Source organism: Cloacibacterium sp. DMC96, assembly GCF_056313765.1.
This window is the reverse complement of record NZ_JBQUZQ010000002.1, coordinates 342,310-364,483: the sequence shown is the minus strand read 5'-3', so window position 1 is coordinate 364,483 and position 22,174 is coordinate 342,310. Positions and strand designations below refer to the sequence as shown.

The 22,174-nt window shown below is 32.8% G+C and carries 20 protein-coding genes; 12 read left to right on the top strand and 8 right to left on the bottom strand.

Features of this window, described 5'->3' with window-relative positions; genetic code table 11:
• Nucleotides 1-3: 3 nt before the first annotated feature.
• From ACT53I_RS10565 to ACT53I_RS10540, 6 genes are all read left to right on the top strand, one after another.
• Nucleotides 4-1,446, top strand: a complete 1,443-nt coding sequence (locus tag ACT53I_RS10565) for a glycoside hydrolase family 30 protein (protein WP_476079624.1) — start codon at nucleotides 4-6, stop codon at nucleotides 1,444-1,446.
• Between the two features lie 19 nt (nucleotides 1,447-1,465).
• Entirely contained in the window at nucleotides 1,466-2,893 is a 1,428-nt protein-coding gene (locus ACT53I_RS10560; RefSeq protein WP_476079623.1) for a glycoside hydrolase family 30 protein, read from the top strand.
• 130 nt (nucleotides 2,894-3,023) lie between these two features.
• Nucleotides 3,024-4,802 (top strand): DNA mismatch repair endonuclease MutL, encoded by a 1,779-nt coding sequence (gene mutL / locus ACT53I_RS10555; RefSeq protein ID WP_476079622.1) that lies wholly within the window; start codon nucleotides 3,024-3,026, stop codon nucleotides 4,800-4,802.
• Between the two features lie 15 nt (nucleotides 4,803-4,817).
• Nucleotides 4,818-5,543, top strand: coding sequence for a rhomboid family intramembrane serine protease (locus ACT53I_RS10550; RefSeq protein WP_476079621.1), 726 nt, complete (start codon nucleotides 4,818-4,820; stop codon nucleotides 5,541-5,543).
• The gene (locus ACT53I_RS10545; protein WP_476079620.1) at nucleotides 5,544-6,536 is read left to right on the top strand and encodes an endonuclease/exonuclease/phosphatase family protein; all 993 of its coding nucleotides are present in this window, start codon (nucleotides 5,544-5,546) and stop codon (nucleotides 6,534-6,536) included.
• 2 nt (nucleotides 6,537-6,538) lie between these two features.
• Nucleotides 6,539-6,913: a hypothetical protein gene (locus ACT53I_RS10540; RefSeq protein ID WP_476079619.1), complete on the top strand. Its 375-nt coding sequence runs from the start codon at nucleotides 6,539-6,541 to the stop codon at nucleotides 6,911-6,913.
• A 90-nt stretch (nucleotides 6,914-7,003) separates the two neighbouring features.
• On the opposite strand, the gene ACT53I_RS10535 is transcribed toward ACT53I_RS10540, so the two are convergent.
• Nucleotides 7,004-7,597 carry a hypothetical protein gene (locus ACT53I_RS10535; RefSeq protein ID WP_476079618.1) on the bottom strand — a complete coding sequence of 198 codons (594 nt, stop codon included), beginning with the start codon at nucleotides 7,595-7,597 and terminating at the stop codon, nucleotides 7,004-7,006.
• Nucleotides 7,598-7,766: 169 nt separating this feature from the next.
• On the opposite strand from ACT53I_RS10535, the gene ACT53I_RS10530 reads away from it, so the two are divergent.
• Nucleotides 7,767-8,639 (top strand): AraC family transcriptional regulator, encoded by an 873-nt coding sequence (locus ACT53I_RS10530; RefSeq protein ID WP_476079617.1) that lies wholly within the window; start codon nucleotides 7,767-7,769, stop codon nucleotides 8,637-8,639.
• Nucleotides 8,640-8,725: 86 nt separating this feature from the next.
• On the opposite strand, the gene ACT53I_RS10525 is transcribed toward ACT53I_RS10530, so the two are convergent.
• Both ACT53I_RS10525 and ACT53I_RS10520 read right to left on the bottom strand, forming a co-directional pair.
• A complete protein-coding gene (locus ACT53I_RS10525) occupies nucleotides 8,726-9,952 on the bottom strand; it encodes an aminotransferase class V-fold PLP-dependent enzyme (RefSeq protein ID WP_476079616.1) in 1,227 nt (408 codons plus the stop codon).
• Nucleotides 9,953-10,191: 239 nt separating this feature from the next.
• Nucleotides 10,192-11,346: a serine hydrolase domain-containing protein gene (locus ACT53I_RS10520; protein ID WP_476079615.1), complete on the bottom strand. Its 1,155-nt coding sequence runs from the start codon at nucleotides 11,344-11,346 to the stop codon at nucleotides 10,192-10,194.
• Nucleotides 11,347-11,489: 143 nt separating this feature from the next.
• Between ACT53I_RS10520 and ACT53I_RS10515 the strand changes: the two genes are divergently transcribed.
• Nucleotides 11,490-12,089 (top strand): OmpW/AlkL family protein, encoded by a 600-nt coding sequence (locus ACT53I_RS10515; protein ID WP_374451426.1) that lies wholly within the window; start codon nucleotides 11,490-11,492, stop codon nucleotides 12,087-12,089.
• 77 nt (nucleotides 12,090-12,166) lie between these two features.
• Here the strand turns inward: ACT53I_RS10515 and ACT53I_RS10510 are convergent, their stop codons facing one another.
• On the bottom strand, nucleotides 12,167-13,708 hold the full coding sequence (locus tag ACT53I_RS10510; RefSeq protein ID WP_476079614.1) for a glycine--tRNA ligase: 1,542 nt from the start codon (nucleotides 13,706-13,708) through the stop codon (nucleotides 12,167-12,169).
• Between the two features lie 436 nt (nucleotides 13,709-14,144).
• On the opposite strand from ACT53I_RS10510, the gene ACT53I_RS10505 reads away from it, so the two are divergent.
• Complete coding sequence (locus ACT53I_RS10505; RefSeq protein WP_476079613.1) at nucleotides 14,145-15,167, top strand: quinone-dependent dihydroorotate dehydrogenase; 1,023 nt, start codon at nucleotides 14,145-14,147, stop codon at nucleotides 15,165-15,167.
• A 22-nt stretch (nucleotides 15,168-15,189) separates the two neighbouring features.
• On the opposite strand, the gene ACT53I_RS10500 is transcribed toward ACT53I_RS10505, so the two are convergent.
• Complete coding sequence (locus tag ACT53I_RS10500) at nucleotides 15,190-16,434, bottom strand: DUF445 domain-containing protein (RefSeq protein ID WP_476079612.1); 1,245 nt, start codon at nucleotides 16,432-16,434, stop codon at nucleotides 15,190-15,192.
• Nucleotides 16,435-16,530: 96 nt separating this feature from the next.
• On the opposite strand from ACT53I_RS10500, the gene msrB reads away from it, so the two are divergent.
• Together msrB and ACT53I_RS10490 are read left to right on the top strand one after the other, a co-directional pair.
• Nucleotides 16,531-17,049, top strand: coding sequence for a peptide-methionine (R)-S-oxide reductase MsrB (msrB, locus tag ACT53I_RS10495; RefSeq protein WP_476079611.1), 519 nt, complete (start codon nucleotides 16,531-16,533; stop codon nucleotides 17,047-17,049).
• A 130-nt stretch (nucleotides 17,050-17,179) separates the two neighbouring features.
• Nucleotides 17,180-17,920, top strand: coding sequence for a murein L,D-transpeptidase catalytic domain family protein (locus ACT53I_RS10490; RefSeq protein ID WP_476079610.1), 741 nt, complete (start codon nucleotides 17,180-17,182; stop codon nucleotides 17,918-17,920).
• A gap of 54 nt (nucleotides 17,921-17,974) precedes the next feature.
• On the opposite strand, the gene ACT53I_RS10485 is transcribed toward ACT53I_RS10490, so the two are convergent.
• From ACT53I_RS10485 to ACT53I_RS10475, 3 genes are all read right to left on the bottom strand, one after another.
• The gene (locus ACT53I_RS10485; protein WP_476079609.1) at nucleotides 17,975-20,356 is read right to left on the bottom strand and encodes a TonB-dependent receptor domain-containing protein; all 2,382 of its coding nucleotides are present in this window, start codon (nucleotides 20,354-20,356) and stop codon (nucleotides 17,975-17,977) included.
• 73 nt (nucleotides 20,357-20,429) lie between these two features.
• Nucleotides 20,430-20,774: a hypothetical protein gene (locus ACT53I_RS10480; protein WP_476079608.1), complete on the bottom strand. Its 345-nt coding sequence runs from the start codon at nucleotides 20,772-20,774 to the stop codon at nucleotides 20,430-20,432.
• A 105-nt stretch (nucleotides 20,775-20,879) separates the two neighbouring features.
• Nucleotides 20,880-21,701, bottom strand: a complete 822-nt coding sequence (locus tag ACT53I_RS10475; protein ID WP_461377114.1) for a GLPGLI family protein — start codon at nucleotides 21,699-21,701, stop codon at nucleotides 20,880-20,882.
• A gap of 142 nt (nucleotides 21,702-21,843) precedes the next feature.
• On the opposite strand from ACT53I_RS10475, the gene ACT53I_RS10470 reads away from it, so the two are divergent.
• The gene (locus ACT53I_RS10470) at nucleotides 21,844-22,173 is read left to right on the top strand and encodes a HesB/IscA family protein (RefSeq protein WP_104793113.1); all 330 of its coding nucleotides are present in this window, start codon (nucleotides 21,844-21,846) and stop codon (nucleotides 22,171-22,173) included.
• Nucleotide 22,174 lies beyond the last annotated feature (1 nt).

Below are 22,174 nucleotides of genomic sequence, written 5' to 3'. Positions count from 1 at the left end.
TTCATGTTTTTAAAAAAATCATATCTATTCATATGGGCGATTGCCAGTATGAGTACAATGGCGTATTGCTCTAGAAGTACTTCTTCACCTACGCCAGAACCGCCCAAACCTACTCCTACTAATGATGTAGAAGTGTGGCTTACAAAAGGTGATCAATCCGTAAAACTTCAGAAACAAAATACTATTCTTGGTTTTACTGCGAACTCTAATTCTTATCAAAACATTCAGATAGACGAAAGCCAAACATACCAAACAGTTGACGGATTTGGTTATACTTTAACAGGAGGTAGTGTAGAAGTTATTAATAGTCTTACTGCTGCTAGGAAACAAGAACTCTTACAAGAACTCTTTGGCAGTAACGCTAATTCTATTTCTATAAGTTATCTTAGATTAAGTATAGGTGCTTCTGATCTTAATAGCAGTGTATTTTCTTACAATGATCTTCCTGCAGGAGAAACAGATCCTACGTTGTCAAAATTCAGTTTAGAAAAAGACCGCCCATTGATAGATTTATTAAAACAAATACTTGTGATAAATCCTAATATTAAGATTATGGCAACTCCTTGGTCTGCTCCACTTTGGATGAAAGATAACGGAAGTTCTGTAGGAGGAAGCCTAAAAGAAGAATATTTCGGTGTATATGCACAATATTTTGTGAAATACATCACCGCTATGAAAAATGAAGGCATTACCATAGATGCCATTACACCACAAAACGAACCTTTATATGGTGGTAATAATCCTAGTATGATAATGACTGCTGAAAAGCAAGCAGAATTTATAAAAAAACATCTAGGTCCAGCTTTTAAAGCTGCTAATATTTCTACTAAAATTGTAGCTTATGACCATAATTGTGATAGACCAGACTATCCAATTGCTGTTTTGTCAGATAAAGAGGCAAATCCGTTTATTGATGGTTCTGCATTTCACCTTTATGGAGGTTATATTACAGCTCTTGGAGATATAAAAGCAACTTTCCCTACAAAAAATGTATATTTTACAGAACAGTGGACTTCTTCTACTGGTGATTTTGGTGGAGATTTAAAATGGCACCTGAAAAATGTGGTTATAGGTTCCATGAGAAACTGGAGTAAAATTGCTTTAGAATGGAATTTAGCCAATAATTCTCAGTTTAAACCTCATACTGAAGGTGGTTGTACTATGTGTAAAGGTGCAATTACCATAAATTCTTCAGAAAGCTTCGAGAGAAACGTAGGCTATTACATCATTGCTCATGCTTCTAAGTTTGTTTCACAGAATTCTGTAAGAATCGCAAGTTCTCAATCAGGAAACCTTAATAACGTAGCTTTCAAGAGAGCCGATGGTAAAATTGTTTTGATTGTAGAAAATGATGGAGCCGCACCAGAAACATTCAATATTAAAATTAATGGAAAAATTGCAACTACATCTTTAGATGCGGGAGCAGTAGCTACCTATATTTTCTAATTTTTTTAAAAATAAAAAAATGAAAAGGAATGCAGTAATAATCATGTCTGTCTTGGCATTTAGTGTAGGTTTTGCACAGCAAAAGAAAACACTTAAAGACGTTTCCATATATACTACTGCCAAAAACCAAACCGAAAAGTTTGTACCCAGCAAAGGCAGTTTTCAGAATTTTCCTCAGCCGAAGGAAACAGATATTTGTGTTTTTGTAGATCCAGATTTTAAGTACCAAAAAATCACAGGAATTGGTGGAGCCATTACAGATGCTTCTGCAGAAACCTTTTATAAATTGCCCCAAGACAAGCAAAAAGAATTTTTAGAAGCCTATTTTGGCAAAAATGGCTTACAGTATAACTTGATTAGAACCAGCATGAATTCTAGTGATTTCAGCAGTGGAAGTTATACCTATGTAGAAGAAAATGACAAGGCGCTTAAAACCTTCAATATCCAACATGATGAGCAATATAAAATCCCGATGATTAAGGAGGCTCAAAAAATGATTGGCAAAAATTTCAAATTTTATTTCAGTCCGTGGTCTCCACCAGCTTGGATGAAAGATAACAATAATATGTTGAGAGGCGGTAAACTGAAAAAAGAATACTATCAACCTTGGGCAAATTATTACATTAAATTCATCAAAGAATATGAAAAAAGAGGAATTCCAGTTTGGGGACTTTCTGTACAAAACGAACCTATGGCTACTCAGACTTGGGAATCTTGTATCTATACCGCCGAAGAAGAAGCAGAATTTTTAGGAAAATATCTAGGACCTACCCTTTGGAAAAACGGCTACAAAAATAAAGAAGTCATCATTTGGGACCATAATAGAGATTTATTATACCAAAGAGCTACCACTACATTAAGTGATCCTTTGGCGAATAAATACGCTACAGGAATAGGTTTCCACTGGTACGAAACATGGACAAAATCTCAACCGCTATTCGAAAATGTAGAAGAAACCTCAAAAGCTTTTCCTAATAAGTTTCTCATTTTCACCGAAGGTTGTGTAGAAAAATTTAAATTCGAGGAAATCTACGATTGGAGATTAGGCGAAATTTATGGTAAAAACATTATTAATGATTTTAACAACGGAATTTCTGCTTGGACAGATTGGAACATTCTCTTAGATGAAAAAGGAGGTCCAAACCATGTAGGTAATTTCTGTTTCGCACCGATTATTGCAGACACCAGAACCGGAGAATTGCACTATACCGCAGAATATTATTACATAGGACATATTTCTAAATATGTACAAATGAACGCAAGAAGACTTGGAACCGTTACCAATAGAGATTTTCTAATTTCTACTTCATTTATGAATCCGAATGGACAAATGGTAGTAGTGGTGATGAATTCTTCTGACCAAGAAACCCAATATAATCTTTGGATAGAAGGTCAGTCTGTCAGCGTAAAATCACCCGCAAATTCTATACAAACTATAGTTATTTGATTCGTTTTTCAGACGAAGGCGCATCCTAGGATGCGCCTTTTTTTTGTTTTATCAAAATTAATCATAACCTTTCCCAAGAAGCTTTATTTTTTAGAAATTAAACACTATTTTTGGAGTTTCAATTATAGAAATGTCAGATATTATTCAACTTTTACCAGATCATGTTGCCAATCAGATTGCTGCAGGAGAAGTAGTGCAGAGACCTGCTTCTATTGTTAAGGAATTGCTAGAAAATGCCATAGATGCTGGTGCTACTAAAATAGAACTGATTGTAGAAGAGGCGGGGAGAAATCTCATAAAAGTAGCAGATAACGGAAGCGGAATGTCTGAAACCGATGCTAGAATGGCGTTCGAAAGACACGCTACTTCTAAAATTAGAACTACAGAAGATATTTTTCATATCGCTACCAAAGGTTTTCGTGGTGAAGCATTGGCTTCTATTGCTGCGGTAGCTCAGGTAGAACTCAAAACCAAAAAACAAGACGCAGAAATAGGAACCGTCATTTATATAGAAGGCGGAGAATTACAATTTCAGGAGCCTGCACAAACTACAGAAGGAGCTGTGTTTTCCGTGAAAAATCTGTTTTTTAATGTTCCAGCGCGTAGAAAATTTCTGAAATCCAACAATATAGAATTCAGACATATTATAGACGAATTTCAAAGAGTAGCTTTGGCTCACGAAAATTTAGAGTTTTCGCTCTATCATAATGATGAGGTGATTTTTAACCTCAGAAAAGGAAGCCAAATGCAGAGAATTGTAGATATTTTCGGTAGAAAATTGCATCCACTTTTGGTTCCTATCAAAGAAGATTTAGGTTGGGTAAAACTCAATGGTTTCGTAGGAAAACCAGAAGCAGCGAAAAAATCTAGAGGCGAACAGTTTTTCTTTGTCAATGGAAGATATTTTAGAAGTCCATACTTAAACAGAGCGGTTCAGGAAGCTTTCGAAGGACTGTTGCAAAGCAATTACAGCCCGAGTTTTTTCTTGTATTTGGAACTTGACCCAGAAAAAATAGATGTCAACATACATCCGCAAAAAACAGAGGTGAAATTCGAAGATGAGAACCTTATTTTTGCATTGATTCGTTCTACGATTAAAAAATCTTTGGGAATTTATAATGTAGCGCCAAGTCTAGATTTTGAGCGAAATGAACAAATGGATTCATTTTTTCCACCAAAAGTTGATGCTGCGAAAAGTTATCACGCTCCAGGAATTCATATCGACAGAAATTTTAATCCGTTTAAAGACCAAATTCCTTCTAAAATTAATGATACAGCGATGGTAAATCTTACCGAAATGTATCAACAGGAAACATCAGCTTTGCCATCTAAAATTAACCTTTTTGATGAAGAAGACGAGGATTTAGAAGAAGATTTACTTAGATTACCAAATGGATATTGGCTTTTTAATAAAGACCACAGAACGTTGATGCTCGATTTGGGAAGAATTCACCAAATTGTCTTAGCAGAAAACCGTAAAAATGTTTCTAAAAGTAAGAAAAGCCAAAGTTTGCTGTTCTCTTTAGAGTATCATTTAAATGAAATCGAAAAAAACAAGTATCGTTCGATTAAAAAATACTTGCCAGAATTAGGTTTCGATATTGTTTTGGCACAAGATAATGTGCTGAGAATAAATGCAGTTCCTGAAGATGTGAAAGAATCTCAAGTGATTAAATTTTTAGAAAATCTCTTCGAAATTTTAGAATACAAAACCGAAGAAGAATTTTTAGAAAATTATAATAATCAGTGGATTAGAACCAATGCGAAATCTAAGTTTGATTTTCTGTATAAAGCTGAAGTGGAACAAATTTTGAAGGATTTTATTAAATTAGGTTTCCCAGAGTTTACACCAAACGGAAACAGAACCTTTGTAGAAGTTCCTACAGAAGAATTAAAAAATAAATTTTAATACACCAAAAACAATATGTTTCAAAATATAACACCTGCAGTAAAAACAATAGTAATTATTAATGTAATTATTTATATAATTAGTTTATTAATTCCAAATGCAGTTTTCTTGCTTTCAGCATACTTTCCATTATCACCTAATTTTAAGCTATTCCAGTTATTTACTCATATTTTTTTATTTAATAATTTTTTAGTTTTATTATTGTTTTGCATACCTTTTTTAAGTTTTGGGCCACTATTAGAGAGAATTTTAGGAACAAAACAATTTGTTCTTTTTTTCTTAACTTGTGCTTTTGTGCCTTATCTTATTTATTCCGGAATTAGTTTTATTCAATATAATTCTTTAACAAGTTCTTTTTCATTTGAAGTAGTTAATAGCATTTATAAATCATCTTATTTATTTACAAATGAAGTAACGGAGTTAAGGAATTTGCAAATTGAAGAAAGAAAAACTCTTCAGATTTTAACAACACCTTTTTTTGGACAGGAAGGAGCTATTTTTGGTTTTTTAATGGCTTTTGGACTTTTGTGTCCTAACTTAACTATTATGCTCTTGTTTCCACCTATTCCATTAAAGGCAAAGTATCTTATTCCTATTTCAATGGGAATATCAATTTATTTTGGGTATAAAGATATATTACAGGGTAATTATGCTCAGCTATCATATTTATATGGAGCTGTTGTTGCATTTATTTGGATATACTTTTTTAAGAGAAAACATGGAATTATAGAAATTTATTAAATGATTAAAAGTCTAATAAGTTTTTGTCATATTATTATTGTATTGCTTTTAGGAGCAACCATGCTTAATGCTTATATCCCTCCAAAAGTATTTCCTTTACTCAATTTATTATCATTGGCATTTCCTTTTTTAATGATTGCCAATCTGTTACTCTGTGTTTTTTGGATTTTTTCTTGGCGTAAAAGGGCCTTTGTTTTTTTGCTGATTTCCACATTATTTTTAACTCCAGTAAGAAGATGGATTAATTATTCTGAGCCAAAGAGTGAGGGAAATTCTATTAAAGTAATCAGTTATAATGCGAGAATTGTAGGCTGGGAAACAATAAATCCAACTTCTGATTTCATTGATGAACAAAATGCAGATGTAATTTTGATGCAAGAATGTGGTGACCGAAAAATTGTAAAACCAAAATCCTCTAAATATGCCATTATTGATGATTATAAAATCATGACCATCTATACCAAACATCCTATTATAGAAAAAGGTCTGATTTTAGAAAATAGAATGGCGGGAAATGCTGATTACGCGGATATTGATATTAACGGAAAGAGAATTAGATTTATAAATGTTTACCTAGAACCGTATAAATTATACGAAGATTTGCAAGAAACACCGGAAAATATAGATAACACCGAGAAAAAAGCGAAAACCATTGTTGGAAAAATGCTTCCCGTATTTAAAAAACATCAAGAACAGGTAGAGAAAATTGCAGCTTTTATTAAGAAATCTCCTTATCCTGTTATTTTAGCGGGTGATTTCAATGCTGTTCCTAATTCTTATGAATACTATAAACTTTCAGAAGGTTTACAAGATGCGTTTTTAGAATCTGGAAAAGGCATTGGAACCAGTTTCCATGATTATATTTTCCCTTTGAGAATTGATTATATTTTTGCATCAAAAGAATTTGAATCCAATTCCTTTAAAGTAAAAAGAAATTTGGGATTAACTTCTGACCATTATCCCGTTTTTGCAGAATTTAGTTTTAAAAATTAAAAATGAAAAAATTAGCCTTTTTATTAACCAGTTTTATTTTAGTTTCTTGTTGGAAAAACAACAAAGAAGGAGAACAATATTACGCAGAAGACAATTCTCCTATTGATACTACTTTGGTAGATTCTGTAGTGGGGCAAACTTCTTTTTCGGCAATTAATTCGGAAATTGAAGATGCTAAAAAAGCGCCTGTTTTAAAACAAGACACCACTAGAACTCCCGAACAGAAATTGTCAGAAGAAAAGAAAAAAATTGAACAAAAGAAGAAATCAGAAATAGAGAAAAAATTACTGGAGCAAAACGCTGCTAAAAATGCAGAAAAAGAAAAAGCTCAGCAAGAAAAGAAAGTAGATGAATTAGTTACTCCAGAAAAAGAATAATTATTCTCTAAAATTTTTAGTTCTTTAAAAAACAAAAAGTCTCATAAAATGAGACTTTTTTTGATGTGATGTGAAAATTAACCCTAAAATTTATTTTAGATATATGATTTTGTTGAAGGTGTTATCGCCTTTTTCTACACTGATTACATACGCATCAGCATTTTCTGGGTTTAAGTCAAATTGTACAACCAATACACCATTATTTGGAGTTAAAGTCTGGTTATAATAAACCGTATTCGTGAAATCTTCAACAGAAACTGTTACTCCATCAGTTAATTTAGGCATCACTAATTTTACATGATTGCCTTCAATAGTGTATTCTGGTTTGAAAATTTCAGAAACTGGCGTCTTCTCAATTGAAGCATTAGTTTCGTCAATAGTAATTTTATATTTTTCGATTTTAGAATCAGATTCCGCTACTAAATAATAAGTTCCAGCAGGAAAATTTTTCAAGTCATACGTTCTAGAAACCTCATCTTGTTTTCTCACTTTTTCAGCAAAAAGTTCTCCTTGCTTGTCATTATAAACATATAGCGCTACATTCTTAGCATTCGTCATCTGAAAGCTTAGTTTTTTAGCATTGATGTTGTCAATAGAGATTGAAAAATCTTTGTCATTGGCCATTACATTTGCCGAAATAAATAGAAATCCTATAAGGAAGCTGAATTTTAATAAATTTTTCATAATTATAATTGTTAGTGTGTTAGTCAATTAAGTACTGTGCAAATCTAGACTTGAAATTTGGGTTATTTTACAAGATAATTTTCTTATATGTGTTCTATTTTAACATTAATACAAAATTAACATTAATTTAAAGATAAAATAGTATATTTGTATATCGAAATAGAACAAAATGAAGCAGACAAGTCCTACATATGAAGCAGTTAACCCCAATATTGGAAGTAGTTTTTCTTGTTTCAAATTCCTTCAAAATGAAAATTTAAAATCTAATTTTTGGCACTACCACCCAGAAATAGAATTGGTTTTTGTAGGTGGAGGCTCAGGAAAAAGACAAATTGGTAGCACCATTTCTTATTTTACTAAAGGAGATTTGGTTTTAATAGGCAGTAATTTACCGCATTGCGGTTTAACCAATGAAAATACCAGAAATGAATACGAAATTGTAGTTCAGTTTTTGCCAGATTTTTTAGGACCTTACATCTGGAAAACTCCTGAAATGAAGAAAATCACGAATTTATTAGATGCTTCAAAAGGTGGAATTGTGTTTGGTGAATCGGTTAAAAAATCTTTAGAAAGTAAAATTTTAGAAATGTATGAGGCAACTTCACTGGACAAGTTGATTAAATTTTTAGAGATTTTAAATGTTCTTGCTAATACCGAAGATTTCAAAATTCTAAATGCTGGAAATTTCTATATTCAAACTCAAGTGGAAGATAATGAGAGAATTAACCTCATTTTCAATCATGTGAAAAATAAATTCAAAGAGCAAATTACTTTAGAAGAAGTGGCAAATCTCGCCAATATGACGGAGCCTTCTTTTTGCAGGTATTTTAAAAAAATTACCAATAAAACGTTTACACAATTCGTGAATGAATATCGTATCATTCATTCTATGAAGTTATTGGCGGAGAAGCCGTTGAGCATTAACGAGATATGTTACGAAAGCGGATTTAATAACTTCAGTTATTTCAATAAAACCTTTAAAGAATATACGCAGAAAAGCCCATCTCAATACCGAAAAGAGTTTAAAAATATTATTGAATAATAACTTTTAGAAGCTATAAAAAACTCCCGAAAATCAATTTTCGGGAGTTTTTATTTATATCAGTTCAATTTTGAAATTTTTAAAATTTACATCAGCATTCTTTGAGCTTTTTTTACCCCTTCTACTAAAGCATCTACTTCTTCTAAGGTGTTGTACACCGCAAAACTCGCTCTTACGGTTCCTGCAATTTTGAAAAATTCCATAATAGGCTGAGTGCAATGATGACCAGTTCTTACGGCAATTCCCAGTTTATCCAGAATCATTCCTACATCCGAAGCAATTCCTATTCCTTCTAAATTAAAAGAAACTACACTGGTTCTATTCGCTTTTTCACCGTAAATTTTGAGTCCATCTATTTCTAGAAGTCTTTTTTGAGCATAATTTAGCAGTTCATTTTCATGATTTCTGATATTTTCTACGTCTACTTTTTTCATAAAATCTATGGCTGCTCCTATTGCAATATTTCCGCCAACATTTGGGGTTCCCGCTTCGAATTTAAAAGGAAGTGCAGCATAAGTGGTTTTCTCAAAACTACAAGTAGCAATCATCTCACCACCGCCATGAAAAGGCGCTAATTTTTCTAAAATTTCTTCCTTTCCGTAGAGAATACCAACTCCCATTGGTGCGTACATTTTGTGACCAGAAAATGCAAAAAAGTCGCAGTCTAATTTCTGAACATCAATCTCGAAATGTGGAACAGATTGTGCTCCGTCAATCATGATTAAAGCAGAAGAATTTTTTCTCACTTTTGCGATGATTTCTTCAATAGGATTAATGATTCCTAATGCGTTAGAAACATGATTTACAGATACAATTTTGGTTTTTTCTGAAAGGTTTTTGTCTAAAAAATCGAGTTGAAGAATTCCGTTTTCGTCCATCGGAATCACTTTCAATTTTGCGCCAGTTCTTTCGCAAAGCATTTGCCAAGGAACAATATTGGAGTGATGTTCTAAATAACCAATGATGATTTCGTCATCTTTTTTTAAGAAATTAGAATTTCCCAAAGCATAAGCAACCAAGTTGATGCTTTCGGTGGTTCCTCTGGTGAAAATCACCTCATAATCATGCTTTGCATTGATGAAATATTGTACTTTTTTTCTGGAATTTTCCATTTCTTCTGTCGCCAATTGAGACAAAGTGTGAATTCCTCTGTGTACATTAGCATTGATTTCTTCATAATATTTTTTCCAAGTTTCAAGTACAGAAATTGGCTTTTGAGAAGAAGCTGCATTGTCTAAATAAACCAATGGTTTACCATTAACTTGCTGCTGAAGAATAGGAAACTGATTGCGTATTTCTTTTATATTGAACATTGTAAATTTTCTTTAAACCGCAAAAGCAACAAATTTTTTATTTTAAGTTTTTACAAAAGAAGAAAAAGCGAGTTGAATTTCACTTTTTTTACTTTTGATTTGCTTGTTTTCAATATTTTCTTTTGTCTCTTTTGTGGTAAATCATTTAAGTAAAAAATAAAACCACTCTAAAACTTGTTTAGAATGGTTCAAAATTACGGAATTAATTATTAAAAATTCTAATAATTTCTTCTATTGCTTTAATTGGCAAACGTTTTCACGGCATTTTCGGCTAAAAATGCAGCTTGTACAGAACGGCCTTTTTCGTCTTTGGCTTCATTGTTAAATTTCCCAGTTCTTACCACTACCATATTTTTTTCAGGAATTACGATGATTAATTGGCTGGTAAATCCCCAGAAATGATAATATTTATAAGGGGCATCATTATTAATCCAAATTCCCAAGCCATAGATTCCATTAGAGTGTTGAGTTGGCGTAATCATTTTTTGAATGTAGCTAGAATCAATCAGTTGTTTTCCGTTCCAATTTCCTTTTTGGAGCATCAGTTGTCCTAATTTTGCATAATCACGAGGAATAGCATTGATACAGCAGAACGTTTTTTCCATTTTATTGTCTTCATCCACATTCCAATAAGCGTCTGATTCCATACCTAGAGGTTTCCAAAGTTTTTGAGAAGCATACGCAGAAAGCGGAACATTTACCGCCTTTCTAATCGCAAATCCCAATAATTGCGTCGCACCAGATTGGTATTCGAATCTGCTTCCTGGTTTTGCCTCAAATTGAGGAGATTTTAAGAGTGCTTCTGCCATGTTTTTACCATAATAAATTCTAGGATTTTGTAAAAACGGGTTTCTGTAATCTTCATCCCAGTAATAGCCAGCTTCCATAGCGGCTAAATCTCTTAAGGTTAACTCATTTCCATGTTCTACTTCGTTAAAATTGGGGTAAAAATTGGCAAACTTTTGATTTTCTGATTGTATTTTGTGGTCTTCAATTGCCAATCCCATCAATAAAACGGTGATGGCTTTTGCCATAGAAAAAGAATTGGTTTGCGTGGTAGGTTTGTACTCTCCGAAATATTCTTCATGGATTAATTTTCCATCTTTTATCACCAAAAATGAAGCAGAATTGGTAGATTTTAAATTGTCAACGATGTTTTTCGGTAAAGAAGTTTTATTGTATAACGAATCTTTTTGCCAAGGTTGTGCAACTCCTTTTTCTATATTTCTAGACGGAAAATCTACTCCATCATCTATGGTAGCACTAGTTTCTCCTTTGAGATAGGTAAGCGCAATGGCATTAAAAAGATGTTGATAATTAAAAGCATAAGCCAGCGCAATAACTGTTGCTATAAAAAGTAGAATTCCAAAAAAGAGGTTCTTAAGCGTTTTCATAAATCATTTTTTTCAAATTTAAAAAATATTTCAAAGCAAAATTATTTTCACCATAAATATGATAAAACTCAGTGATATAAATCATTTTGGGCGTTTTCCTGAAAATAATATCTTAGCCACCATAACAAACAAAAAAAATAACAATGAGAAAATTACTATTTTTAGCTGGGTTATTATTTACCGTAAGCTTAAGTGCACAAAACTGGCAAGTTAGATTAAGAGGTGTAAGTGTACAACCTTATGAAAAATCTACAGTAGGAGGAGAAGACAGCGATGTAAACATTTCAAACGCATTTATTCCAGAATTAGACTTTACTTATTTCTTTAACAAAAATTTTGCAGCGGAACTAATTCTAGGAACCTCTAAACATGATGTTAAAGTTGGAAATGATGAAGTTTCTCTAGGAAGTGTAAGATTATTACCTCCAACAGTAACTTTGCAATATCACTTTTATCCAACTAAAAGTTTAAAACCTTATGTAGGAGCTGGTCTTAATTATACTATTTTCTATGATGTAGAAAACGGTGATACACTAGGAATGGATTACAAAAACAATGTGGGATTTGCATTACAAGGTGGTGTAGATTATTTTGTGAATGACAAATTTTTCCTTAACGTAGACATTAAAAAACTTTATCTTAAAACAGATGTAGATGTAGACTTAGGTTTACCTGCAACTGTTCCTGCTGAAGTTAAAATCAATCCACTTTTAATTGGTTTTGGTGTAGGAATGAAATTCTAATATTTCGCTATAAACTAAATTATGAAAAATCCCGAAGAATTTTCTTCGGGATTTTGTTTTGCTATTTCTTGAAAGAATTAAATCTTAGAAAGTAAAGTTCTAAAGTTTACTTTTTCATCAATAATTCTGCGTAAATCTTCTACTTTCACACGCTCTTGTTTCATGGTGTCTCTTTCTCTTAAAGTTACCGTTCCGTCTGCAAGAGAATCGTGATCAACAGTAATACAGAAAGGCGTTCCGATGGCGTCTTGTCTTCTATAACGTTTACCGATGCTGTCTTTTTCTTCAGAAATCACATTGAAATCATATTTCAAATCATTGAAGATTTTTTCTGCAAATTCTGGTAAACCATCTTTTTTCACCAATGGCAAAATCGCTGCTTTTACAGGCGCTAAAGCTGGTGGAAGAGATAAAACCGTTCTTTCTGAACCATCTTCTAAAACTTCGTCTTTCAGACAATTAGAGAATAAAGCCAAGAACATTCTGTCAAGACCAATAGAAGTTTCTACTACATAAGGAACGTAGTTTTCATTTCTTTCTGGGTCGAAATATTGTAATTTTCTTCCAGAGAATTTTTCATGCGCAGATAAATCGAAATCAGTTCTTGAGTGTATTCCTTCTAATTCTTTGAAACCAAATGGGAATTTAAATTCGATATCAGCAGCTGCATTTGCATAGTGCGCCAGTTTTTCGTGATCGTGGAATTTATAATTTTCTTGTCCTAAACCAAGCGCCAAATGCCAATTCAGACGTTTTTGTTTCCATTCTTCGTAGAATTTCAATTCTGTTCCTGGTGGTACAAAAAATTGCATTTCCATTTGTTCAAATTCTCTCATTCTGAAGATAAATTGTCTCGCAACAATCTCATTTCTAAATGCTTTACCAATTTGTGCAATTCCGAAAGGCAATTTATGACGAGAAGTTTTTTGTACGTTTAAGAAATTCACGAAAATACCTTGTGCAGTTTCCGGACGAAGATATAAATCCATCGCATTTTCCGCAGAAGCTCCTAACTTAGTCCCGAACATTAGGTTAAATTGTCTTACATCCGTCCAGTTTTTAGAACCAGTGTCAGGATCAGCAATTTCTAATTCTTCAATGAGTGCTTTTACATCTGCTAAATCATTGTTTTCCAGATATTTTGCCATTCTTGCAAGAATGGTTTTTTGTTTTTCTCTGTATTCTATAACTCTAGGGTTTGTAGCTTCAAATTGTACTTTATCAAAAGCATCACCAAATCTTTTTGCCGCTTTTTCAATCTCTTTTTGCGCTTTATCTTCTAGTTTTGCGCAGTAGTCTTCAATTAAAACATCTGCACGAAAACGCTTTTTAGAATCTTTATTGTCAATCAATGGGTCGTTAAAAGCATCCACGTGTCCAGAAGCCTTCCAAGTAGTTGGGTGCATCAGGATTGCAGAATCCAGTCCTACAATATTCTCGTTCAGTTGCACCATTGCTTTCCACCAATATTGCTTGATGTTATTTTTCAGTTCTACACCATTTTGTGCATAATCATATACTGCCGAAAGTCCATCATAAATTTCAGAACTCGGGAAAATAAAACCATATTCTTTTGCGTGAGAAACTACCTTCTTGAAAACGTCTTCTTGTTTTGCCATAACTTTTGAATTGAATTGCAAAAATAGGGAATTTATAGCAATTTTCTACATTTTTAAGGAGCAAGACATTTCGTAAATTTATGGAAACTCAGTCCTGCTTTCCGTTGCAATTCCTCGTTCCATTACTTAACCCAACGCTTACTGCGGGATTTCCACTGCAATCAGGGCTATAGACACTTTTCAATTATTCTTTCACTTAAAAATCTGCATTAAAAATTAACATCCACTTTATCATTCCGCAGGAATCTCTACAAATAATTACAGAAAGTTTTAAGTTTAGATTCCTACGGAATTACAAAAAAACCGTTAAAAACCTTTGCGTACTTAGCGAAACACTTAGCGACACTGCGTTAAAACAAAATACAAACACAACTCTTAAAATCAGCTTTCCATACAAAAGAAAAAAAACACTAAATTTGTAAAACCTTTTTTCAAAATGTACAAATCACTTCTTCGTCCGATTTTTTTCAAATTTGATCCTGAAAAAGTTCATCATTTCACCTTTTTTATTCTTAAAAACTTCGGTTTCCTTTCCAAATTATTTTTCCCAAAACCTATCGAAGATAAACGTCTCGAGCGTGAATTATTCGGCTTGAAATTCAAAAATCCAGTAGGTTTAGCTGCGGGTTTTGACAAAAATGCAGTGCTGTTTAATGAGTTAGCAGATTTAGGATTCGGATTTGTAGAAATAGGAACCGTAACGCCAAAACCACAATCTGGTAATCCGAAAAAACGTCTTTTTAGATTGATAGAAGATGAAGGAATTATCAACAGAATGGGTTTTAATAATGAAGGTTTAGCAAAAATTGTAGAGAATCTTAAAAAATCTCCTCACAAAGTAATCATCGGGGGAAATATTGGTAAAAACACAAACACTTTACCCGAAAATTACACAGCAGATTATGTAGAATGTTTCCGAGGTTTGCACGATTTTGTAGATTATTTTGTACTGAATGTGAGTTGCCCAAATGTTTCCAGTCACGCCAAATTGGAAGACGCAGAATATTTAAAGGAACTGATTACAGAAATTCAGAAAGTGAATGCTAAGTATGTTCATCCCAAACCTGTTCTTCTGAAAATTGCTCCAGATTTAAACAAAATTCAATTGGATGAAATCGTAGACTTGGTAGCAGAAACCAAAATTGATGGAATTATCGCCACCAATACTTCTGTTTCAAGAGAAAACCTCAAGACCTCTAAAGAAACTTTGGAAAAAATTGGAAACGGTGGACTTTCAGGGAAACCAATCCGTGAAAAAAGTACAGAAGTCATCAAATATCTTTCAGAAAAGTCCAATAAATCTTTTCCAATCATCGGAGTTGGCGGGATTCACAGTGCAGAAGATGCCATCGAAAAATTAGAAGCAGGCGCTAGTTTGGTGCAGATTTACACAGGTTTTATTTATGAAGGTCCAGTATTGATGAATCAAATTAATAAGAAGATTTTAGAAAAATATTGATTGACTAATTAGTCGTGAAAGATTATATCAACTGCGCAATACTATAAATCAACAAACCAACCAAACCACCGACTAAAGTCCCGTTAATTCTAATAAATTGTAAGTCTTTCCCTACTTCTAATTCTAGTTTTTCGGAGAGTTCTTTTCCTTGCCAGTTTCCTACGGTATCAGCAATTAAATCCCCAAATTTATTGGTATTTCGCAAGATATATTTATAAGCAGTAACTCTTACCCAATGGTCAATTTTATGCTGTAGTTTTTCGTCTGTTCTTAGGTTTTCAGAAAATTCTGAAATGTTTTTGTGAAGATAATTTTTGAGCGAAGTATGTTCTTGTATCAATTCTTCCGTTAATGTTTTTTTCAAAGAAACCCAAATATCATGAGAATATTGATGAATTTTTTCTGGTTGCAGAAAATCATCTTTCATCGCATTGAGTTCTTGTTCGTATTGAGGATTAATTTTGATTTCAGATGAAAAATCAAATAATTTTTGGGTGATTTCTTTTCTCAAAGCATGGTTTGGGTCTTGCTCTACTTCTTCAAAATATTTAGAAAGTCCAGAAGTGATTTTCTCTGCAATTTTATCATCTACAAAACTCGGAATAAGAGAGAAACTCTCTTTTTTCACACGTTCTCTCACCATTTCGTGGTGTTCCAGAATATAGTTTTTGATTTGAGCAGAAAGGCTGGTAATGAGTTTTTGGTGGTCATTTTTTTCGAGAAGATATTCCATTCCATTTCCTAGAATTTGGTTGATTTTAACATCTCCCGTCATTTCTTTTGCTTTTTTGCTGATAAAATTTACCACAGCGTCATCTTCTAATTTATGGAGAATATCCAGCACGATTTCTGATAAATTTTTCACCAAAGCAGAGGCGTTTTTCTCTTTCTGAAGCCATTCTCCAATGAAATGGGAAACCTTCAAATTCTGTATGTAAGGTCTTATATTTTGCGGCGAAAGAAAATTAGTAACCACGAAATTTCCCAGATTATCACCGATTCTTTCCTTGGATTGTTCAATTAAATTGGTGTGCGGAATTTTTAATCCAAGTGGATGATGAAAAAGTGCTGTCACGGCGAACCAATCTGCCAAAGCTCCCACCATCGCTGCTTCAGAAAAGGCTTTCACATAACCTACCCAATGTCCGAAATTTTGATATTTCTGAAGATAAGTCATCGTCAAAAAAATACAAGTCATCAAAACGAAAAGTCCTGTTGCGAGCATTTTATGATTTCTGAGTTGGCGTTTTTTTATTTCTTCATTCATCTCAATAATGATTATCGAAATTTTTTATAAAGATACGAATCCTAAAAATTGTTTTCTTTCTATTTTTACCAAACTTTATTATAAAATTTTAAAAAAATGAAAAACTTGTTTTTTCTTTTAAGTTTAATTTCTTTGCAATTTTGCTCACAAGTTCAAAAACCAAAGTCAATGGAAAATCAAACCATCAAAAACCCATATTATTCTAGAACAGATAAAACGAAACTGAATGTTTCTAATGCAGAATGGAAAAAAATTCTTCCTACAGATTTATATTATGTAGCGAGAGAAGCAGATACAGAACGTCCTTTTACAGGCAAGTACAATGATTTTGATGAAATAGGAGAATATTATTGTGCAGTTTGTGGCAATCATTTATTCAGAAGTTCTTCTAAGTTTGCGTCAACTTGTGGCTGGCCAAGTTTCTTCGAAGCAGATAAAGAAGGCGTATCTTACAAGAGAGATTCTTCTCACGGAATGGAAAGAATAGAAGTGTTGTGCAAGCGTTGTGATTCGCATCTTGGTCACGTTTTTAATGACGGTCCAGAACCTACAGGAATGCGTTATTGTATGAATTCGGTGAGTCTAGATTTTCAGAGAGATTCTGAGAAAAAATAGCATTTCTATAATTCTAGTTTCTTTATATTATGTTAAATAAAGTTAAATAAAAGTTAATTAATTTTAATTTAATTTGTTGGTTTATAGTGTTTTGTATTTTTGCCCGACTAAAATACCAAAACCAAAATCGATGAAGAAATTACTATTATTACTCACGGCAATTTTGATGATTGCCACGTCATTTTATAAAAAAACAAACTTAGAAGTTAGTTCTAAAAAATCCTTATCAACTAAAATTGAAAAGAATTCTGGTAAAGCAACAGAACTTAGCGAAGCTGAAACTTTATACCATGCTATAGAATTCAATAACTCCAATAAACTAGAATTAGATGTTTTTGAAAAAGCAATTTTAGGTTTCAATAATTTAAAAAAAGCTGGGAAAATAGATGAAGAAAGTCATCTTTTAACCATTTGTGATTTTTCACTTTCGTCTACCCAAAAAAGACTTTGGGTAATAGATTTAAATGATAAAAAAATATTGTTTAATTCTCTGGTAGCCCACGGAAAAAACACGGGTGAAGAATTTGCCAGAAAATTTTCGAATACAGAAAGTTCTTTGCAAAGTAGCCTTGGTTTTTACATTACAGAGTCTACTTATAACGGAAGTAATGGTTTTTCACTAAAGCTTCACGGAATGGATAAAGGCTTTAATGACCGAGCTTTACAACGAGCAATAGTGATGCATGGAGCAGATTATGTGAGCGAAGATTTTATAAAATCTCAGCGTAGAATTGGTAGAAGTTGGGGTTGTCCAGCTGTTCCTACAGCGTTAGCAAAACCAATTATCAATACAATTAAAGATAAAAACGTAATATTTATTTATTATCCAGACGGAAATTATCTTTCTTCTTCAGTGTGGCTAAATGCTTAGTAATTGATATAAAAGAAAAAGGATTTCAAAATTTTGAAATCCTTTTTTATTTGTTTAAAAATTTACATCAAATCCTACATAAAAATTGGCAGGCATGATGGGCGCATAAACCATTCCTCCGTCAAAATAATTTCCGAAAGGATTTTGTGCATCTACAATCGGATTTTTTTGTCGAGTTCCAGTCAGGTTTTCCCCACCGAAATACGCTCTGATGTTTTTATTGAAGTTGTGAGCAATTTGAGCATTCCAAGTCATATAAGAATCAGAAAATTCTGGCAACTGTAAATGAGTTGGATTAGAAGCAGTATTCGGGATTCTTTGTTTTCCTACGTATTGAACGGTTGTATCAAAGGTCCAAAAAGCATTTTTTCCTTCTTTTTTAGTGCTATAAGCTGCATTGAAAAAACCTCTGTTTTTCGCCATGAAAGGAATTTCTTTTCTTCCGCTAGTAAAATCTGCTTGTACATCATAGTACTTGTACGCTACTCTGAAATCTAGATTTTTTGCCACGCTAAAATCTAATTGCGTTTGCAGTGAATTGGCAAATGATTTTCCGTCTAAATTATAGAAAACGATTTTCTGTGGATTTTCTAAATCTACTAAAACTTGATTTTGGAAATCTGTTCTGAAGAAATCTGTAATCCAACTTGCCTTTTTGCCAAAAAGTTTGAAATCTTGTTGCAAACTTGCTCCATAATTCCAAGCGATTTCTGGTTTTAGACCGTATGTTTTCCCTCCGTTTTGTAAAATTTCTACACTTCTGTTTGATGCAAAAAACTGTTGGTTTTCTGCAAAAATATTGGCAGTTCTAAAGCCTTTTCCAGCAGAAAGTCTCAAAATGGTTTTTGGCGAAAAGTCATATTTGAAATTAATTCTCGGCGTGAATTGAGTTCCTGCTAAATTGTGAAAATCTACACGCGAACCCGCTACCAAAGTGTATTTAAGTCCCGTTAAAGTATATTCGAAAAACAATCCGGGAACGGTTTCTGTTCTTTGGAAATTTTGAGCTAAATAATCTTCGTTATAGTCATCATATAAAAAACTTGCTCCTGTTTTATATTTATGATTGGTATTTCCAAAAATTGACTCAAAAATCAAGTTAGAATAATAGGTTTTCTGTTCGCCGAAATAATTTCTAAGACCAAAAAAGCTATTTTGTTTATGATAAGTAAATTGGTTCATCAAACCGATGCTTTGGTAAGGTTTTCCTTTGAAAATGTAACCTGTTTTGTTCCAAACCTGAAAACGATTGATGTCAATATTCACTCCATATTTATTCTGAGAAATTTGCGGAAGTCTGTCATCAAAACCAACTTGTCCTGCAATTCTTTTGTCTACTAAATATTGAATTCCAAAATGTGAACCAAAGCCAGAGTTTTCTAAATCATTGTAATCCAATAAATAAGCTGCATTGATTTGGTTTCCTTTTGGTCTGTCAAGGAAAGTATCATTATTATCATCCATTTCGCCCACAGTTGCGTTTCCGTGAAGTAGAATGGATTGCCCCCATTTTTCATTCAATTTAGAAGTAGAAACAATATTGGCTTCGTATCTTCCGTTAAAATCTGCAAAAAGATTTACAGAATTTTCTGGTTCTTTATTAAATTTTACAAATTCTGTATTGATTTGTCCTGTAATGCTTTCGTAGCCATTTACTACGGTGCTTCCTCCTTTTGTTAATTGAATCCCTGAAATCCAACGACCGGGAATGAAATTCAAACCATAAGCTGAAGCTAATCCTCTAATTTCGGGCAAAAGTTCTTTGGTTAAAGCGGTGTATTTTTGGTCTAAACCAAGCATTTTCAACTGTTTGGTTCCTGTGACAGCGTTAGAAAAAGAAACGTCTACTGTTGCATTGGTTTCGAAACTTTCAGAAAGATTACAACACGCCGCTTTCAATAATTCTTTTGAATTAATATTGAAAACCAAACCCGCTTCTTTTTTGTTGAGTGCAGTTGCTTCTTGATATTTGGTAAGTTTTACACCTTCTATGGTTTTCTCTTTTTTGGTGTGTTGAGAATGATCTTCAGAATGATCTTCGGAATGACTTTCAGATGATTCTGTATGTTCAGAGTTTTTAGCAGCTATAGCCTCTTCGAAACTAAGGGCTCTATCATAATGACAACATTCTGGTAAAGCAGTGTAAGTGTCTTCGTCTGTTTTATACTTTTCGTTGTCGTGACCTACATCTGCAATGTTTTTCAGAAGTTTATCCAAAGAAATTTTAGAAATATCAAATTCCACTTCTAAGGTTTGGGTTTCTGGCGACCAAGTTGCGGTTTTGGCACCAGATTTTAAAGCTGTTTTTTCTATTCTGTTTTTGCACATTCCACATTCACCTTTTACTAAAGCTTTTTCTTTGGTGATTTGTGAAAAGGTAATTTGGAATACGAATAAAAGGAGTAAAGTCAGAAGACTTTTCTGTATATTTTTCATTTTTAATAAGTTAAGTAAATTTTGTTGAAATAATTTTTCAGAATAAGCCACAATTTTGGCTGTGCAAATTTTATTAACCTATTTTAGGCGGTTGCCAAATCGCAATAGAAAGTTGAGATAAATAAGGCGCTAAGTAGAAATTTTCTACTTTATTAGAAATAGCGTGAGAAGAAATTTCGCCTAGAGATTTGTCCGTTTCTTCACCAATGAAAACAACACTTAATGAGCAAGAAGTACATTTTGCACAATTGCTATTACAAGATTGTGATTTTTTGGAAGTATCGTGACAAGGACTAGATTTTTTAGAAGCACTACAGCAATCTTTCTCGGATTTTTCTGTAGTACAACAAGCTGTTTCTGTATTTAGAGCAAAAAGCATTTGATTCGGAACGATGAACATTCCCAATGCGAAAATCATTACAATTATTTTTAAATGCTTTCCCATTTATGGAGCAAAATTATAAAAAAAAACTTTGCCAAAATACATTTGTTGAGTTTTTGACAAAGTTTAACTTTTTTGTGATTAATTCTTTTCCAGTGGATTATTGTTGGCTTTCGCTTCTTCTTTCAGCCTTTCTTCCATCATTTTTCTTCTCTCGGCTTCATTTTGTGGGTTTTGGTTTCCTCCCATTCTCATTGCAAATCCGCCACCTTGATTTTGAAAAAATGACATCGGGTCTTTATTGAATTTTTCTTGCTGTTTTAAGAATTCGCTTCTTTTCACTTTAATATTATTGCCAAATCTGCTTTCGAAATTAGGAAGTTCAGCTATTTTTTTGGTTTCTTTCAAGTCAAAAGAATAATCTCCTTTTTCGTCTTCCACTTTTACGATTAATCCTGGCAATCCAGAAAATTTATAAGGGCCATCTATAAAAGGAAGATCTTGAGTAAACCAAGCAAACCATTTTCTACCTGCAAAAGTAGTTTCTGCCTTTTGAGTTTCATATTCACCGATTTTTACAGTTTCTGGTAAAATTTTCCAGTTAAAAGTTCTGTCTTCATCGTACCAATATTGGTCTCTTGCGATTCTGTCTTTATAAGAAATGGTTTTGGTAGCGTGATTTTTTTCTATGGAATAAGTGATTGCGGTTCTGAATTGCTCCATAGAATTTCTGTCAAAATTGAAATTTCTGGTTTCCATCGCTTGACGAATGGTAGAATCTCTTTTCATTCTTTTTTCGCCGTAGAAAATAGATTTTTCTGTAGAGATGTCTAAGTAAGCATTTTCTATTTTAGGAGCTGCAGTAGAATCTGTTTTCATAGAAACTTGATACACAAAACGTGTATTTTGTGAAAAACTGAATGCTGAAATGAGTCCTAAAAATAAAATTCCTATTTTTTTCATGTATAAATTTTCTTTTTGATGATTAAATTTCCCCAAAGTTAAAATTTATCTATGAAATACATAGACAAATATTTCGCCACAAATTTGATATTGATTTGAAATGTAGTATTTTTGCAATCTAAAATCATTCTAAATAAAAATAATGATTAAAGTATCAGATTTAGCAAAAGAAAAAGCATCTCAATTGATGAAAGAAGAAGGCTTCAACCCAGAAACCGACTATATAAGAGTTGGCGTAAAGAGTGGAGGTTGTTCTGGATTAGAGTATGTTTTGAAATTCGACAATGAAAAAACAGAAGCTGACCAAGTTTTTGAAGACAATGGGGTAAAAATTGTGGTAGATAAAAAATCATTCTTATATCTTGTTGGAACCACTTTAGAATATTCTGGTGGTCTGAATGGAAAGGGTTTCGTTTTTAATAATCCAAATGCTGCAAGAACTTGTGGTTGTGGAGAAAGTTTTAGTTTATAAG

Excerpts from the sequence above, each read along its gene's own strand:
- ACT53I_RS10565 (WP_476079624.1), top strand. The coding sequence starts at position 4 with ATGTTTTTAAAAAAATCATATCTATTCATATGGGCGATTGCCAGTATG.
- ACT53I_RS10560 (WP_476079623.1), top strand. The coding sequence starts at position 1,466 with ATGAAAAGGAATGCAGTAATAATCATGTCTGTCTTGGCATTTAGTGTA.
- mutL (WP_476079622.1), top strand. The coding sequence starts at position 3,024 with ATGTCAGATATTATTCAACTTTTACCAGATCATGTTGCCAATCAGATT.
- ACT53I_RS10550 (WP_476079621.1), top strand. The coding sequence starts at position 4,818 with ATGTTTCAAAATATAACACCTGCAGTAAAAACAATAGTAATTATTAAT.
- ACT53I_RS10545 (WP_476079620.1), top strand. The coding sequence starts at position 5,544 with ATGATTAAAAGTCTAATAAGTTTTTGTCATATTATTATTGTATTGCTT.
- ACT53I_RS10540 (WP_476079619.1), top strand. The coding sequence starts at position 6,539 with ATGAAAAAATTAGCCTTTTTATTAACCAGTTTTATTTTAGTTTCTTGT.
- ACT53I_RS10535 (WP_476079618.1), bottom strand. The coding sequence starts at position 7,597 with ATGAAAAATTTATTAAAATTCAGCTTCCTTATAGGATTTCTATTTATT.
- ACT53I_RS10530 (WP_476079617.1), top strand. The coding sequence starts at position 7,767 with ATGAAGCAGACAAGTCCTACATATGAAGCAGTTAACCCCAATATTGGA.
- ACT53I_RS10525 (WP_476079616.1), bottom strand. The coding sequence starts at position 9,952 with ATGTTCAATATAAAAGAAATACGCAATCAGTTTCCTATTCTTCAGCAG.
- ACT53I_RS10520 (WP_476079615.1), bottom strand. The coding sequence starts at position 11,346 with ATGAAAACGCTTAAGAACCTCTTTTTTGGAATTCTACTTTTTATAGCA.
- ACT53I_RS10515 (WP_374451426.1), top strand. The coding sequence starts at position 11,490 with ATGAGAAAATTACTATTTTTAGCTGGGTTATTATTTACCGTAAGCTTA.
- ACT53I_RS10510 (WP_476079614.1), bottom strand. The coding sequence starts at position 13,708 with ATGGCAAAACAAGAAGACGTTTTCAAGAAGGTAGTTTCTCACGCAAAA.
- ACT53I_RS10505 (WP_476079613.1), top strand. The coding sequence starts at position 14,145 with ATGTACAAATCACTTCTTCGTCCGATTTTTTTCAAATTTGATCCTGAA.
- ACT53I_RS10500 (WP_476079612.1), bottom strand. The coding sequence starts at position 16,434 with ATGAATGAAGAAATAAAAAAACGCCAACTCAGAAATCATAAAATGCTC.
- msrB (WP_476079611.1), top strand. The coding sequence starts at position 16,531 with ATGAAAAACTTGTTTTTTCTTTTAAGTTTAATTTCTTTGCAATTTTGC.
- ACT53I_RS10490 (WP_476079610.1), top strand. The coding sequence starts at position 17,180 with ATGAAGAAATTACTATTATTACTCACGGCAATTTTGATGATTGCCACG.
- ACT53I_RS10485 (WP_476079609.1), bottom strand. The coding sequence starts at position 20,356 with ATGAAAAATATACAGAAAAGTCTTCTGACTTTACTCCTTTTATTCGTA.
- ACT53I_RS10480 (WP_476079608.1), bottom strand. The coding sequence starts at position 20,774 with ATGATTTTCGCATTGGGAATGTTCATCGTTCCGAATCAAATGCTTTTT.
- ACT53I_RS10475 (WP_461377114.1), bottom strand. The coding sequence starts at position 21,701 with ATGAAAAAAATAGGAATTTTATTTTTAGGACTCATTTCAGCATTCAGT.
- ACT53I_RS10470 (WP_104793113.1), top strand. The coding sequence starts at position 21,844 with ATGATTAAAGTATCAGATTTAGCAAAAGAAAAAGCATCTCAATTGATG.